The 14496-nt window shown below is 72.1% G+C and carries 14 protein-coding genes and 1 pseudogene; 9 read left to right on the forward strand and 6 right to left on the reverse strand.

What is annotated here, in order from left to right; genetic code table 11:
- Nucleotides 1-2: 2 nt before the first annotated feature.
- Nucleotides 3-1088, forward strand: coding sequence for a PP2C family protein-serine/threonine phosphatase (locus ACZ4WS_RS00760; RefSeq protein WP_467975920.1), 1086 nt, complete (start codon nt 3-5; stop codon nt 1086-1088).
- A gap of 439 nt (nt 1089-1527) precedes the next feature.
- On the opposite strand, the gene ACZ4WS_RS00765 is transcribed toward ACZ4WS_RS00760, so the two are convergent.
- Complete coding sequence (locus ACZ4WS_RS00765) at nt 1528-2493, reverse strand: pirin family protein (RefSeq protein WP_467975922.1); 966 nt, start codon at nt 2491-2493, stop codon at nt 1528-1530.
- A gap of 177 nt (nt 2494-2670) precedes the next feature.
- Here ACZ4WS_RS00765 and ACZ4WS_RS00770 point away from each other — a divergent pair, with 177 nt between their 5' ends.
- The 3 genes from ACZ4WS_RS00770 to ACZ4WS_RS00780 all read left to right on the forward strand — a co-directional run bounded on the left by ACZ4WS_RS00770 (nt 2671) and on the right by ACZ4WS_RS00780 (nt 4091).
- Nucleotides 2671-3192 carry a MarR family winged helix-turn-helix transcriptional regulator gene (locus ACZ4WS_RS00770; RefSeq protein ID WP_467975924.1) on the forward strand — a complete coding sequence of 174 codons (522 nt, stop codon included), beginning with the start codon at nt 2671-2673 and terminating at the stop codon, nt 3190-3192.
- Nucleotides 3189-3629, forward strand: a complete 441-nt coding sequence (locus tag ACZ4WS_RS00775; protein WP_467975926.1) for a MarR family winged helix-turn-helix transcriptional regulator — start codon at nt 3189-3191, stop codon at nt 3627-3629. Before ACZ4WS_RS00770 ends, ACZ4WS_RS00775 begins: the two co-directional genes overlap by 4 nt.
- A 114-nt stretch (nt 3630-3743) precedes the next feature.
- Entirely contained in the window at nt 3744-4091 is a 348-nt protein-coding gene (locus ACZ4WS_RS00780) for a tetratricopeptide repeat protein (RefSeq protein WP_467975928.1), read from the forward strand.
- Nucleotides 4092-4275: 184 nt separating this feature from the next.
- Here ACZ4WS_RS00780 and ACZ4WS_RS00785 read toward each other — a convergent pair whose 3' ends face one another.
- Complete coding sequence (locus ACZ4WS_RS00785) at nt 4276-5673, reverse strand: PepSY-associated TM helix domain-containing protein (RefSeq protein ID WP_467975930.1); 1398 nt, start codon at nt 5671-5673, stop codon at nt 4276-4278.
- A gap of 202 nt (nt 5674-5875) precedes the next feature.
- On the opposite strand from ACZ4WS_RS00785, the gene ACZ4WS_RS00790 reads away from it, so the two are divergent.
- Together ACZ4WS_RS00790 and ACZ4WS_RS00795 are read left to right on the forward strand one after the other, a co-directional pair.
- Nucleotides 5876-6532, forward strand: coding sequence for a peptide deformylase (locus ACZ4WS_RS00790; RefSeq protein ID WP_467975932.1), 657 nt, complete (start codon nt 5876-5878; stop codon nt 6530-6532).
- Nucleotides 6417-6830, forward strand: a pseudogene (locus ACZ4WS_RS00795) (hypothetical protein); the annotation flags it as partial. The gene ACZ4WS_RS00790 and the pseudogene ACZ4WS_RS00795, both read left to right, overlap by 116 nt.
- An 80-nt stretch (nt 6831-6910) precedes the next feature.
- Here the strand turns inward: ACZ4WS_RS00795 and ACZ4WS_RS00800 are convergent.
- Nucleotides 6911-8344 (reverse strand): dihydrolipoyl dehydrogenase family protein, encoded by a 1434-nt coding sequence (locus tag ACZ4WS_RS00800; protein WP_467975933.1) that lies wholly within the window; start codon nt 8342-8344, stop codon nt 6911-6913.
- 127 nt (nt 8345-8471) lie between these two features.
- Here ACZ4WS_RS00800 and trxA point away from each other — a divergent pair, with 127 nt between their 5' ends.
- Nucleotides 8472-8849, forward strand: coding sequence for a thioredoxin (gene trxA / locus ACZ4WS_RS00805; RefSeq protein WP_467975935.1), 378 nt, complete (start codon nt 8472-8474; stop codon nt 8847-8849).
- Nucleotides 8850-8852: 3 nt separating this feature from the next.
- Here the strand turns inward: trxA and ACZ4WS_RS00810 are convergent, their stop codons facing one another.
- Genes ACZ4WS_RS00810 through ACZ4WS_RS00820 form a run of 3 tightly spaced genes read right to left on the reverse strand, consistent with a single transcriptional unit; the run spans nt 8853 to nt 12588 of the window.
- The gene (locus ACZ4WS_RS00810) at nt 8853-10289 is read right to left on the reverse strand and encodes an aldehyde dehydrogenase family protein (protein ID WP_467975936.1); all 1437 of its coding nucleotides are present in this window, start codon (nt 10287-10289) and stop codon (nt 8853-8855) included.
- 38 nt (nt 10290-10327) lie between these two features.
- Nucleotides 10328-11506, reverse strand: a complete 1179-nt coding sequence (locus ACZ4WS_RS00815; protein ID WP_467975938.1) for a 4-hydroxybenzoate 3-monooxygenase — start codon at nt 11504-11506, stop codon at nt 10328-10330.
- Between the two features lie 47 nt (nt 11507-11553).
- Nucleotides 11554-12588, reverse strand: a complete 1035-nt coding sequence (locus ACZ4WS_RS00820; protein ID WP_467975939.1) for a LacI family DNA-binding transcriptional regulator — start codon at nt 12586-12588, stop codon at nt 11554-11556.
- Nucleotides 12589-12758: 170 nt separating this feature from the next.
- Between ACZ4WS_RS00820 and ACZ4WS_RS00825 the strand changes: the two genes are divergently transcribed.
- Together ACZ4WS_RS00825 and ACZ4WS_RS00830 are read left to right on the forward strand one after the other, a co-directional pair.
- Nucleotides 12759-14183 carry an amidase gene (locus ACZ4WS_RS00825; protein WP_467975941.1) on the forward strand — a complete coding sequence of 475 codons (1425 nt, stop codon included), beginning with the start codon at nt 12759-12761 and terminating at the stop codon, nt 14181-14183.
- A gap of 20 nt (nt 14184-14203) precedes the next feature.
- On the forward strand, nt 14204-14428 hold the full coding sequence (locus ACZ4WS_RS00830; protein ID WP_467975943.1) for a hypothetical protein: 225 nt from the start codon (nt 14204-14206) through the stop codon (nt 14426-14428).
- Nucleotides 14429-14496 lie beyond the last annotated feature (68 nt).

Here is a 14496-nt window from a genome sequence, read left to right on the forward strand (position 1 = left end):
CAGTGGCCGTCGACGTGCTCGCCGAAGTGATCGTCAGGGGCCGCGAACCGGTGAGCTTCATGCTCATCGCCGTACCGCCGCTCGCGGCCGCGACGCGCGGCCCGCGGGGCACCGCGCTGTCGGCCGTGGTGTGCCTGGGCCTGCAGATGTGGATGGCCGCCCGCCGCCCCGGCCACTTCGACGAGCAGCACCATGTCGCCGTCTACGCCGCCACGTTCCTCATCGGTATCGCCAGCGTCGCGCTGGCCTGGCAGCGGGAGCGGACCCGGCAGCACCTGGTCCGGGCCAACTCGGTCGCGGAAGCCATGCAGCGGACCCTGCTGCGGCCCGTGCCGCGCCGGCTCGGCCCCGTCCATGCCGCCGGGTTCTACGAGGCGGGGGAGGGCGGCACGCTCGTCGGCGGGGATCTGTACGACGTATGCGAGACGCCCTTCGGGGTACGGGCGATCATCGGCGACGTCCGCGGCAAGGGGCTGGATGCGGTCCAGACCGTCGCGGCGGTGCTGGGCAGCTTCAGGGTGTCGGCGCACGAGTGGCAGAGCCTGAGCAGTCTGGCCGAGCGGCTGGAGCTCAGCATCGCCCGCAACAGCCCGGCTGGTGACGAGGGCGACCCCGAGCTTTTCGTGACCGCGCTGGTGCTGGAGTTCCCGCCAGGCGGCGGCGAGGTGCGGATCGTCGACCGCGGACACCCCTCGCCGCTGGTGATCGGCCCGCAGGACGCCCGCCAACTGGTCACGGCGCCCGGGCTGCCGCTGGGCCTGGGCGCCCTGGCGGCAGGCGGAGACGACACGACGGTGCACCCGCTGGGGCCCGGGGAGGTGCTCGTCGTGCATACGGACGGGGTGAGCGAGGCGCGCGACGCGGACGGCGTCTTCTATCCGGTCCTGCAGCGGCTCGGCGAACGTTTCCGCGGCGAGCACGCCCCGGACCCGGAGGCGGTCGTGTCGTTCGTGCGGACCGACACCGAACGCTGGTCGGCGAGGTCCGACAACGACGACCGGGCCGTCCTCGCGCTCCGCCTGGACGGTACGGCGCCGCGACAGGGCACTGGGGACACCGGCGCCGCCCGCCGGGGCCCACATCGCTAGGCTCGCCGAGTAGCCCCGGCCTGCAGGATTGATGGACCGCGGGAACAGCTCCCCGCTGGCGGTCATGCTGTCGTCGTGTCCGGCCCGGCTGGTCCCGATGGGTGTGGACGGTGCCTTCGCATCTGAGCCGCACTACCGCAAGCTCGACGTGCCGAGGCAGTCGATCCTGCGCCGGCTGGGCTACCTGGAACCCGCTGCGCCCGGTCGTCGGTGGCGTCCGGGCGCAGGCGACCGTCGGCTGCATCCGGTTCGCCCAGCCACTTGGTGGCGCCTTGCACCCAGCACGAGTTGCCGAAGTCAGCATCAGCCTGGCCCACACACGAGCGGCAGCTTCGGCTCGGGCGCCGGACCCGCTCCGACACCTCCGGAGTCGCACTGACACTGCGTCAGGAAAGTCGGCATTGGGTCAGCATCCATGCCCCCGAGCCGTAACCCCGGTTCAGCGCACCCTTCCGCGCGGTTTCAGCGGTACCGGCGGGAGTTCAGGAGCAGACAATGGGGCACCGCCATAGCCCACCACCTCCCCGAACCGCGAGCCCGTCATCCAGTCCTGGCGTGCCTGCTCGATGTCCGCCTGCGTGCGTCCGATGAAGTTCCACCACATGATGAGCTCCTCCTCGAAGGGCTCGCCGCCCAGGAGCATCAGCCCCGCGTCCGACTCGGCGCGCAGCGGGAGTTCGCTGCGCCCGCAGCCGAGGTAGAGCATCGAGCCGGGGAGTACCGGTACGCCGTCCACATGGGCCTCACCGGACATGGACAGTACGGCGTACTCGAAGTCGGGCTCCAGAGGCAGTCGTACGTCGGTGCCGCTCGACAGGGCCAGGTCGGCGCCGACGATGGGCGTGTACGTCGTGCCGGGCGAGGTCGTACCGTCGACGGTGCCCAGGATGAGCGTGGCCTTGAGACCGGGAGCCGTCACGACGGGCAGATCGCCGTGGTGCTCGAAGTGCGGGTCGGTGTGGCGGTGGGGGTCCGGGAGGGCGACCCAGAGCTGCGCGCCGTGCAGAAAGCGGGCGTGCGACTTGGGGCTCTCCTCGGAGTGGCTGATGGCCCGGCCCGAGGTCATGAGGCCCAGTTCGCGCGGGCGGATCGTCTGGAGGCTGCCGGTCGAGTCGCGGTGCAGCACCTCGCCCTCGTGCAGCCAGCTGACGGTCTGCAGGCCCATGTGCGGGTGCGGCGGGACCTGCATGCCAGGCTCGTCGGCGATGTCGTCGGGCCCGTAGTGATCGACGAAGCACCATGCGCCGACCATGCGACGGCCCAGGTTGGGCAGCAGGCGGCGGACTTCGGTGGACTCGCCGAGCTTGACCCGGCGGGGGCTGAGGAGTTCGCGCACCGGCTCGGCCACCACGAACCCGCGGCCACCGCAGAGGGCGGGAACCGCCTCGCGATCAAGATTGCTCATGGCGGACAACCTAACCCCGTCGGGGATCCTCCGTCAGGCCATCGACCCGCCCATTGAGGGGCACTTGGCTCAGAACCGGCGCGGGGCCTACGACCGCGGTCCCAGGCGCGTACGCCATTGGTCCGAGCGGCCGCAAAATAGTAGCCATGGATATAGTAGCCATGTACTGTTTCTCGCATGAGTTCGGTAACTGAGAGCGCGACGCCCGGTTTCCTCGTCTGGCGTCTGTCGATGAAATGGCGCGTGGCCGTCGACCGGGCGGTCGCCCCGCTGGGGCTGACCCACGCGCAGTACTCCCTGGTGGCGTCGCTGTACGGCATGCACCGGGACGGGCGACGGCCCAGTCAGCGCCAACTCGCCGACCACACCGGACTCGAACCGCTCTACGTCTCGAAGCTGGCCCGCGCTCTGGAAGCGGCCGGAGTCGTCAACCGCACGCGGGACCCCGCCGACCCCCGGGCCGTCCAGTTGGCGCTCACCGAGGAGGGGCGCGAGATCGCACGTCGTGCGATCAGGGTGGTCCAGGGCCTCCTGGAGCAGCTCCTCGAACCTCTCGGCGGGCTCGACGGCGAACGTACGAAGACGTTCAGCCGCGAGCTGGCCACCCTGCTCGACGTACCGCTCGATCCCCAGCCCGAGAAGACCCACCCCGCGAAGACCCATCCCGAGAACGAACCTTCCGCGAAGGAGCAGTCATGACCAACACCACTCCCCCCGTCGGCGGCCAGGTCATAGGCCTCGCCCACTATGCGAGCCGGGCCGCCCTGGAAACGGTCCTGGTGCGCACCGGCACCACCTTCAACCAGTCGGTGGCCCTGCGGGCCGTCTCGGACAACGGCGGGACCGTCGAGCGCGACCGGCTCGTGGGCCGGCTGACCGGGGCGCTGAAGATCGAGGAGTCGGCGGCCCGGGAGACCGTCGACGAGCTGACGGCCCTGAAACTGCTGGAGGAGCCGACCGCCGAGCAGGTGTCCTTCACGGAGAGCGGCCGGGAGCTCTTCGAGCGGATCCGCACGGGCGGCAACGAGATCGCGGCCCGCGTGTACGCGGGCATTCCGGCCGAGGATCTGGCAACCGCGGGTCGCGTGCTGACGCTGGTCACGGAGCGAGCCAACGCGGAGCTGGCCGACGCGTAGCGGCCCATGCAGCAGCACACACATCAGCACATGTAGCAGCACACCGCTCACACGCGAGAGGTTGTGGAATATTCAACCACCCGGCCCGGTTGTGGCCGTCGAAGGAGGTCAGCAGTGGACATGACGTACTACGACCAGGGGACGACCGCGGAGCGCTGGGAGCGGGCGCGGATGTTCTTCGACGCCAAGGACTACACCGCCGCGGCGCGCATTCTGGGTGCGCTGGTCGAGGAGGTGCCGGAGCAGGTCGGACCCCGGCTGCTGCTGGCCCGCTCGTACTACCACTCCGCTCAACTGCGCCGCGCCGAGGCCGAGTTGCGCGTGCTCGTGGAGCTCGACCCGGTCGAGCACTACGCCCGGCTGATGCTCGGACGCACGCTGCAGCGCCAGGGGCGGCACGACGAGGCGGAGTCGCACATGCGGATCGCCTCCGCGCTCGCGGGGGACTTCACGCAGGTGTGATGCCCCCTCGGGGGAAGGCCGGTCACCTCGGTGGCCGGCCTTTTCGTATGTGCCCTCGGTACGGGCAACCTGCCGGTGGGGGCTGAGGTGGGGGCAGGATTTCGCCCCCCACCACCCCTTCCCGTCCCGACCTGGGGCTCCGCCCCAGACCCCGCTCCTCAAACGCCGGAGGGGCTGAAATTCCTCACGCCGCCTGGCCGTCGTAGACGCGCTTCCCCCTCCGGTACGCGATCTCGCCGAGAAGGACGTCCACGGCGACGAACACCGCCAGTGGGATGCCGAGCAGCGGGACGAAGTAGCCGAGGACGGCGACGGCCGCCATGGCCGGGACCAGGATCTGCGGCGGGACCTGCTGCCAGGCCCCGCGCGGGACGGGGCGGCCGAAGGCGGAGGCACGGCCGCGCTGCCACCACATGCGGTAGCCCCACACGATGAGCAGGATCAGCGAGAGGGCGAGGGCCATCAGGGCGATCTGGTTGACCAGGCCGAACAGGACGCCGGTGTGGGCGTCGATGCCCCAGCGGGTCAGCTTGGCCAGCAGCGGGTAGTCGGCGAAGCGGAGTTCGTCGGTGACCTTGCCGGTCGCCGGGTCGACAGCGACCGAGTCCTGCTTCTCGGGCCAGCTGCGCTGGATCTGCTTCACGACGTAGGCGGAGGAGGAGTCGGCGGGCGCGACGATCTCGACCGGGTCGCCGAGGCCCTTCGCGCGGGCGGCGGCGAGGATCTTGTCGAGGTCCTGTGTCGTGGCCTCACCGGCGGCCCCTGCGCCGCTGTGTCCCGCGTGTTCGCCGCCCGTCGCCGCCGACACCGAGGGAGTCGCCTGGCCGAGCGAGGTCCTGAGCGTGTCGATGTTCGCCCCGGCGTACGTCGACCAGGTCAGGCCGGTGGCCGAGAGGAAGATGAAGCCCGCGGCCGCCCAGACACCGACCGTGCCGTGCAGCCCCAGGGTGCGGCGCCGCCCGGAGGTGCCCCGCACCTTGCGCTGGGCGCGACGGCGCGCGAACCAGAGCACCAGGCCGCCGCCCGCTATCACCCACAGCCAGCTGGCCGCGAGCTCGCTGTAGAGGCGACCGTTCTCGCCGAGGTGCAGGTCACGGTGGAACTCGTCGATCCAGGTGCGCAGCGGGAGCGCGCCGGTGGAGCCGTACTGTTCGAGGGCTCCGCGCACCTTCCCGGTGTACGGGTCGACGAAGACCGCGAGGGTGTGGTCGGCGCCGACGCCCGGCACGCCCGAGAGCAGTACGCGGGTCGTCGCGTCCGACTCCGGCGAGGGGCGTACGGCGGAGACCGTGCCCTCCGGGTGGGCCTTGCGGGCGGCGGCCACCTGCTGGGACAGCGACAGCTTGTGGTCGCCCACCGGGACGGTCAGCTCGTGCGCGTACACGATCTTCTCGGCCTGGTACGAGGCGGCGTACAGGAAGCCGGTCGCGGCGGCGACCAGCAGGAACGGGGCGACCAGCACTCCGGCGTAGAAGTGCAGGCGCAGGACCAGCGGGCGCAGCGAGGACCAGACTCTTCGGGACGGTGCCGGGGCGACGGACTGCGGGGACTCGTCCGTCGCGGTGGAGGGAGCGGTGGGCATCGGCGGGTTCTCCGGAGGGCAGGGGACGGAAACGGGCCGTGGGCCGGGGAGTTGGGCTCCCTTCACCGGTGGCGATCCAGTAGTCGGGGGGCGGGGCTGTCGAGTTCCCGGGCGGATGCGTGGCGTGCGTCACATACGGGAAGGTGCGGGACTCGCCCGGCGCCGCCTCGCTCAGCGCGATCCGTCTTGGCATCCTGGCGCGATGGCATCCGAACGTGACCCCAGCACCTCTCGCCCCCTGAGCGACCAGGTCGAGGAACTCCTCTCGCGCGAAGGTCCGCTGCCGATCGTCGCCGCCGGTGACCCGGTGCTGCGCCGGGTCACCGAGCCGTTCGACGGCCAGTTGGACCCGGGGCTCCTGACCCGCTTCATTGCCGCCCTGCGCGCGACGATGCACGCCGCGCCGGGCGTCGGCCTCGCGGCGCCACAAGTCGGCGTACCGCTGCGGCTCGCGGTCGTCGAGGACCCGGCGCCGGTGTCCGAGGAGGTGCGGCTGGTGCGCGCCCGGGCGCCGCAGCCGTTCCGGGTGCTGGTCAATCCGTCGTACGAGGGGGTCGGCACGGGTCGGGTGGCGTTCTTCGAGGGCTGCCTGAGTGTTCCGGGCTGGCAGGCCGTGGTGGCTCGGCATTCCGCGGTGCGGCTGAAGGCGCTGGACGAGCACGGCCGCGCCGTCGACGAGGTGTTCACGGGCTGGCCCGCGCGCATCGTCCAGCACGAGACGGACCATCTCGACGGCGTGCTCTATCTCGACCACGCGGAGCTGCGCTCGCTGTCCTCGAACCAGGAGATCGCGGAGCGCTGGATGCAGCCGACGCCGGAGCGGGCGGCAGCGGCGCTCGGCTTCGCCTTGCCCGACTGAAGCCCCGCAGGTGCTGAGGGCTCGTGGCGACGTGGCCCAGGACTCCCAGGCAGCCGATCCCACCGTCACGGTCACCGACCGGATCCTGTCGGCCCGTGGCCTGCACCAGGCCGTACGCGCGCGCCGAGGCCGAGTTCCCGGCGCGCGGCGGGTACGCGGCCGAGCCCGAGACAGCCCGGATCGTCGTGGGGCTCGGCCTGCCGAACGGGTCATGGACCAGCCAGTCGGCGCCCTGTCCGGCGGCCGGCGCCGTCGCGTCGAGCCGGCCCGCATCCTGTTCGCGGACCACGGCACACTCTGGAGACGGGCCCGTGGGGCGCCCATGTCGCGACCGCCGGCCACGGGGCCGTCCCGCAGGGGTCGGCGTGACGCACAGGGCTACGCGTCCCGGTACGCCTCCAGCAGCCGCAGCCACACCTCGCTCACCGTCGGATAGGACGGGACCGCGTGCCACAGGCGGCCGATGGGTACCTCACCGGCGACCGCGACCGACGCCGAGTGGATCAGTTCACCCACGCCGGGACCGACGAGGGTGACGCCGAGAAGGATCTCCCGGTCGCTGTCGACGACCATGCGGGCCTTGCCGCGGTAGCCATCGGCGTACAGGCCCGCGCCCGCCACCGAGGACATGTCGACATCCACGGCCCGCACGCGGTGGCCCGCCTGTTCCGCCTCTGCGAGGGAGAGGCCCACGGCCGCCGCCTCCGGGTCGGTGAAGACGACCTGCGGGACGGCCCCGTGGTCGGCGGTCGCGGCGTGGGCGCCCCACGGGTCCGTCTCCAGGAGGGGTGCGCCGGCGGCGCGGGCGGCGATGGCGGCGCCCGCGATCCGGGCCTGGTACTTGCCCTGATGGGTGAGGAGCGCGCGGTGATTGACGTCGCCGACCGCGTACAACCACTCGCTGCCGGTCACGCGGAGGCTGTCGTCGACCTCCAGCCACGAGCCCGGTTCCAGGCCGACCGTGTCGAGGCCGAGGTCGTCGGTGCGGGGTGCGCGGCCGGTGGCGAAGAGGATCTCGTCGGCCTCGATCCGGTCGCCGGAGTCGGTCAGCGCGACCACCGTCGAGCCCTCGCGCGTCACCGCGGACACCGAGGTGCCGGTGCGCACGTCCGCGCCCGCCTCCGTCAGCGCCTCGGCGACCAGCTCCCCGGCGAAGGGCTCCATACGGGGCAGCAGTCCCTTGCCACGGACGAGGACGGTGACCTGGGAGCCGAGGGCCTGCCAGGCCGTGGCCATCTCGGCGGCGACCACCCCGCCGCCCACCACGATCAGCCGGCCGGGCACGGCGTGCGAGCTGGTGGCCTCACGGCTGGTCCAGGGCTTGACCTGGGCGAGTCCCGGCAGGTCGGGGAGGAGGGCGCGGCTGCCGGTGCTGACGACGACGGCGTGCCGCGCGGTCAGCTCGTGCCGCGCACCCTCGGCGCCCTCCACCACCACCTTGCGCGGCCCGGCGAGCCGCCCGTGTCCGCGATACAGCACCGCCCCGATGCTCTCCAGCCAGTCGACCTGGCCGTCGTCCTTCCAGTGGGAGGTGTAGTAGTCACGGTGGGCGAGCACCGCGGGGGCGTCGAGGGGGCCCTGCACCGACTGGCTGAGGCCGGGCACGCGGCGGGCGTCGGCGCGGGCGATGGCCGGGCGCAGCAGGGCCTTGCTGGGCATGCAGGCCCAGTAGGAGCACTCGCCGCCGACCAGCTCGCTCTCCACGACCGCGGTGGCGAGGCCTGCCGCGCGGGCGCGGTCGGCGACGTTCTCCCCCACGGGCCCGGCACCGAGCACCACGACGTCGTACACGATGGATTCCGTTTCCGTCATGGGGTCAGTCTGGTTGTTGGTGTGCGCCGTGGCCACACGGGTACGCGCGCGGAATACGCCGCCGAGGGGCGGCGTTGTGCACACCGGCTTGCCCTGAGCCCCGACACCAGGAAGAGGGAAACACGCCATGAGCAGCACCGTGGAGCTCACCAAGGAGAACTTCGACCAGACGGTCACGGACAACGAGTTCGTCCTGATCGACTTCTGGGCGTCCTGGTGCGGGCCGTGCCGTCAGTTCGCTCCGGTCTACGAGAAGGCCGCCGAGGCCAACCCGGACCTGGTGTTCGCCAAGGTCGACACGGAGGCGCAGCCCGAGCTGGCCGCGGCCTTCGACATCCAGTCGATCCCGACGCTGATGATCGTCCGCGACCAGGTCGCGATCTTCGCCCAGCCCGGGGCGCTGCCCCAGGCCGCGCTGGACGACGTCATCGGGCAGGCCCGGAAGCTGGACATGGACGAGGTCCGCAAGCAGGTCGCCCAGCAGCAGGCTCAGGGCAGCGAGTAAGCCCTAGAACGGGTACGGCGCCACGTCCCCGCGCACCGTCGTCCAGCGCACGTCGGTGAAGGCCTCCAGATTGGCCTCACCGCCGAAGCGGGCACCGGTGCCGGAGGCGGCGATCCCGCCGAAGGGCGCGACCGCCTCGTCGTTGACGGTCTGGTCGTTGATGTGGGCGATGCCGGTGGGGATGCGCTCGGCGAGGTCGAGGCCGCGAGCGGTGTCCCTGGTGACGATGCCCAGCGACAGGCCGTACGGTCCCGTGGCAGCGAGGGCGGCGGCCTCGTCGGCGGTGGCGAAGGACCGTACGGGCGCGACCGGCCCGAAGACCTCCTCCGCGTACGCCGGAGTCGAGTCGTCGACTCCGGCGAGCACCGTCGGGCGGTAGAACAGTTTCTCGTGCGTGCCGCCCGCCGCCAGCTTCGCCCCGCGCGCCGTGCTGGACTCCACCAGCCCCTGGATCTTGGCGAGTTGGGCGCTGTCGATGATGGGACCGAGGTGCACCTGTTCGCGGTACGGGTCGCCGACGGCGAGCGAGTCGGCCTTGGCGGCGAGCCGCTCGATGTACTCCTCGTAGAGCGAGGCGTGCACGAGATGGCGGCCCGTCGTCATACAGATCTGGCCCTGGTGGAAGAACGAGCCCCAGGCCGCCGTGGAGATCACCGCGTCGATGTCGGCGTCCTCCAGGACGATCAGGGCGGAGTTGCCGCCCAACTCCAGGTGCGCGCGCTTGAGATGCCGGCCCGCCGCCTCACCGACCGCCCGTCCCGCGGCAGTTGAGCCCGTGAAGGAGATCACCGGTACCTGCGGGTCGGCGACCAGTGCCTGACCGACCTCGGGGCCACCGGGCAGTACGTGCAGCAGCCCCTCCGGCAGACCCGCCTCGGCGAAGACGGCGGCGAGCACGAGGCCGCCGCACACGGCGGTGCGCGGGTCCGGCTTCAGCAGGACGCCATTGCCGAGCGCGAGCGCCGGAGCCACCGAGCGGATCGAGAGGATCAGCGGGGCGTTGAAGGGGGCGATCACGCCTACGACACCGACCGGGACGCGCCGGGTGTACGACAGGCGGGGCGCCTCCGACGGCAGGATCTGGCCCGTCGGACGCGAGGCGAGCGCGGCGGCCTCGTAGCACTCCTGGGCGGCGACGTGCAGTTCGAAGTCGGCCTTGCCCGGGATGGAGCCGGACTCGCGCACGATCCAGTCGCGCAGTTCACCGGCGTGCGCGGCGAAGAGGTCCCCCGCCTTGCGCAGGACGGCGGCGCGCACGAAGTGCGGGGCCTTGGCCCAGTCGGCCTGGGCGGCGCGCGCGGCCCGCGCGGCCGGTGCGATGTCCTCGGCCGCGGCGAGCGTGACGGCGCCGAGCGGCTCACCCGTGGCGGGCTCGGTGACGGTGTACTCACCGCCCGAGAGGGCGCGGGACTGCCAGGTCCTGGGGTCGAGCAGCGGCATGACGGCTCTCCGATCGATCACTGAATCACCGGCGGGACTCATAACGAGAGCGGAAGTCCCGTGTAGTTCGCGGCCAGTTCGGCCGCCGCGTGGCGGGATGCGGTGATCCGGCGCAGCCGTGCGAGCTGCATCCGGCGGTCGAAGGCATCCCCATCTGGTTGAGTGTGCAACATCCTGGTCATGTCGTACGAGAAACGCGTGGCCTGCCATACGCGCTCCAGGCACATCTCCGAGTAACGGTCGAGCAGTCGAGCCGATCCCGTGCGATGGAACTCGGCGAAACAGCGGGCCAGGACCCGTACGTCGGACACGGCCAGGTTGAGGCCTTTGGCGCCCGTCGGCGGCACTATGTGTGCGGCGTCCCCGGCCAGGAACAGCCGGCCGTGACTCATCGGCTCGTGGACGCAACTCCGCATCGGTGTCACGGACTTGGCGGTGATGGGGCCGCGCTCCAGCCGCCAGTCGCCGTCGATCTCGAAGCGCGCGGCGAGTTCGTCCCAGATGCGCTCGTCGGACCAGTCGTCGGCGTCGGTGCCGTTCGGAACCTGCAGATACAGCCGCGACACCGATGGCGAGCGCATGCTGTGCAGCGCGAAGCCGCCCGGGCCGCGCGCGTAGATCAACTCCTCGCAGGAGGGCGGCACATCGGCGAGGATTCCGAGCCAGGAGTAGGGGTAGTCGTACGCGTATGTGCGGCTCGCCTCGGCGGGGAACGCGCCGCGCGCGATGCCGTGGTAGCCGTCGCAGCCCACCAGGTAGTCACAGCTCAGGGTCTGCTCGCGGCCCTCGTGCACAAACCGCACAACGGGCGAGTCGCTCTCCGGCTTCTCGATCGCGACCGCCTCGGCCTCGAACAACAGCGGTGGTCCGTCGGCGAGTTGGAGGTCGATGAGATCCTTCACGATCTCCGTCTGGGCGTAGATCGTGACGGTGCGGCCGCCGGTGAGCACGGGGAAGTCGATGTGATGGCGCTCGCGGTCGAAGCGCAGCTCGATGCCGTGGTGGATGAGGCCTTCGGCGTCCAGACGGTCGGCGGCGCCGCACTCGCGCAGCGCGTTCACGGTGCCCTGCTCCAGCATGCCGGCGCGCTGGCGCTGCTCGACGTACGCGCGCGTCCTGCTCTCCAGGAGGACACAGGCGATTCCCGTCCGGTGCAGCAGCCGGGCCAGCAGGAGTCCGGCCGGGCCGCCACCGATGATGCCGACCGTGGTCCGCATGACGCGCCTCCCGTGTCCGATCGGGCGGGGAACAGCCCCAGCCTCTCTCAGCTCGACTCGCGGTGCACGACTCTCGCTCCCAGCACCTCGTGCGTCTCGGGCGCCGCGCCGGGCTCGCGGACCGCCCGGTCGACCAGTTCCGCGAGGTCGCGGCCGGACGGCAGCTCGATGTGGACGGTGCTCAGCCGGGGCCGCAGCAGCCGGCCGAGCATCAGGTCGTCGGCACCGATGACGGCCGTGTCGTCCGGGATGCCGATGCCCTCGTCCTGCAGGGCGCGCATCAGCAGCATCGCGTACTCGTCGTTGTACGCGAACACGGCGTCCAGGTCGAGCGAGCGCCAGCGCGCGGCGAGACGGGCGGCGGCCTCCTCCTCGTATGCCAGCGGCAGCTCGGTCACCGACGCGTCCGTGCCGTGCAGGGCGCGGCGTACGCCGTCGAGGCGGGGCTTGGAGAAGATCTCCAGGCCCGCTTCCTCAGGGACCACGACACCGATGCGGCGGCGGCCGCGGGCCACTAGGTGGGCGCCCGCGCAGTGGCCGACCCGGTCGTGGTCCATGAGCAGCGCGTGCGCGCCCTCCACGCGCTCGGGGCCCATCGTGACGACGGCCCGGGCGCCGGAGCGCTTGAGCACGGCCACGCCCTGCGGGCCGAGCCCGCTGCCCGGCACCAGCACGGCGACCGGCCGCAGCTCGGCCCAGACCCGGGCGGCCTCGTCGCCGTGCAGGCCGACGCTGCCGTACTGCACGACGGTGTAGTCGAGACGGCTGAGCGCCCACTGGAGCTCGTTGAAGAACTGACTGTAGAGGGGACCCACCGGCACGGTCGGCGCGGGCATCAGGACCATGCGGCTGTGACCGGCGCGCAGGCTGCGGGCGGCGGCGTGCGGGACGTATCCGAGTTCCTTGGCGGCCTCGTGGACGCGGATGCGGGTGGGTTCGCTGATCCGGACGGCGCTCGTGTTGTTCAGGACGTACGAGACGGTCGCGCGGGAGACGCCCGCGAGGCGCGCCACATCGGCACTCGTCGGCACGGGTCGTTGTGCGGGCGACGGCGGGGCGGACTGCTTCGGTATCTGCACCATGACGTATCGCATCCTTGCAGAAGCACGGCGTGCCGCTTCGTGCCGGGGGAGGTTGGCGGCCCCGGGACGCCGGAACTCCCGCTTCCACATGGGAAGTTCCGCATCCCGTTACGGATCGCCCGTCCGGAGGTTACCGTGCGGTAGACGACGTGCCTCCGGAGGTGTCCCCTATGGCTCCCGACCGTGCCGCAGGTCTGGCGGAGTGCGCCCGCGCTCTCGCCGCCGGTGAGGTGACCGCGCGCGAGATGGTCGCGCGGGCGCTGGCCCGGATCGAGGCGACCCAGCCCACCGTGAACGCCTTCCGTGTGGTGCGCGCCGAGGCGGCGCTCGCCGAGGCCGACGCGGCGGACAAGGAGCTGGCGGCGGGGGTACGGCGGCCGCTGCTCGGGGTGCCGGTGGCGGTGAAGGACGACATGGACGTGGCGGGCGAGCCGACCGCGTTCGGCTGCCGGGGCGATTTCCCGCCCGTGGCCAGGGACGGCGAGGCCGTACGACGGCTGCGCGCGGCCGGGGCCGTCGTGATCGGCAAGACCAACACCTGCGAGCTGGGCCAGTGGCCCTTCACCGAGGGGCCCGCCTTCGGCGCCACCCGCAACCCCTGGCATCCCGACCACACCCCGGGCGGCTCGTCCGGGGGCTCCGCGGCGGCGGTCGCGGCGGGTCTGGTCCCGGCCGCGCTGGGCTCGGACGGCGCGGGCTCGGTGCGCATTCCGGCCTCCTGGACCCATCTGATCGGCATCAAGCCGCAGCGCGGCCGGATCTCGACCTGGCCGCGCCCGGAGTCCTTCCAGGGCATCACGGTCAACGGAACCCTCGCCCGTACGGTCGCCGACGCGGCGCTGCTCCTGGACGCGGCGAGCGGCAACCACGACGGCGATCTGCATCGCCCGCCCGCGCTGCGCGTCTCGGACGCGGTGGGCCGCGATCCGGGACGGCTGCGGATCGCGCTGTCGCTGAAGCCGCCGTTCACGGCGCTGCCCGCCCGGCTCGACCCGGTCGTACGGGCCCGGGTGGTTGCCCTCGCGGAGCGCCTCGCGGCGCTCGGGCACGTGGTGGAGGAGGCGGAGCCGCGGTACGGGCAGATCGGGCTCACGTTCATCCCGCGCGCCACGGTCGGGCTCGCCGAACGGGTGCGCGACCTGCCCCACCAGGATCTCCTCGACCGGCGCACCCGTGACGCCGCCCGCCTCGGCCGGCTGCTCGGCGGGGCGCCGCTGCGGGCGGCCCGCCGGGCCGAGGCCACGCTGCACCGGCGGATCGGCGCGCTCTTCGACACGTACGACGTCCTGCTCGCGCCGACGACCGCCGCTCCCCCGCCGCGGATCGGCTCGATGGTGAACCTGAACGGTCTCGGCACCGACCGGGCCATGATCGCCGCCTGTCCGTACGCCTGGCCGTGGAACATCCTGGGATGGCCCGGCGTGAACGTCCCCGCGGGCTTCGTCGGCGACGGCCTGCCCGTCGGCGCCCAACTGCTCGGCCCGGCCGACAGCGAGCCGCTCCTCGTCTCGCTGGCCGCGCAGTTGGAGGCGGACCAGCGCTGGCACGAGGTGTGGCCGCCGCACGAGGCTCCCGCGGACTCTCCGGCGGCGTAAGCGAGTTCCAGCCTTACTCTGTGACCATGGACGATGCGTCGATGGTCGGGTTGATGGGGCGAGTGACCGGGACGGTCGGACCCGGGCTCGTCGGCGAGGTGATCGTCCGGGTGCGCGGCGGCGCCGAGCACTTCCTCGCGTACCCCGCCGCATCGAAGGAGCGCATCGAGCGCGGCACGGTGGTGATGGTGGTGGAGTACCTGCCGCCGCGCACGGTGTACGTCTCGGCCGCATACGACAATTGACAGCTCGTCTGCGCGCGGTTCGCCCCAGGTGAGAGGTATGCGTCAAGATTGCAACAAGGATTCGTCAG

It is taken from the genome of Streptomyces sp. NPDC029292 (genome assembly GCF_055569295.1).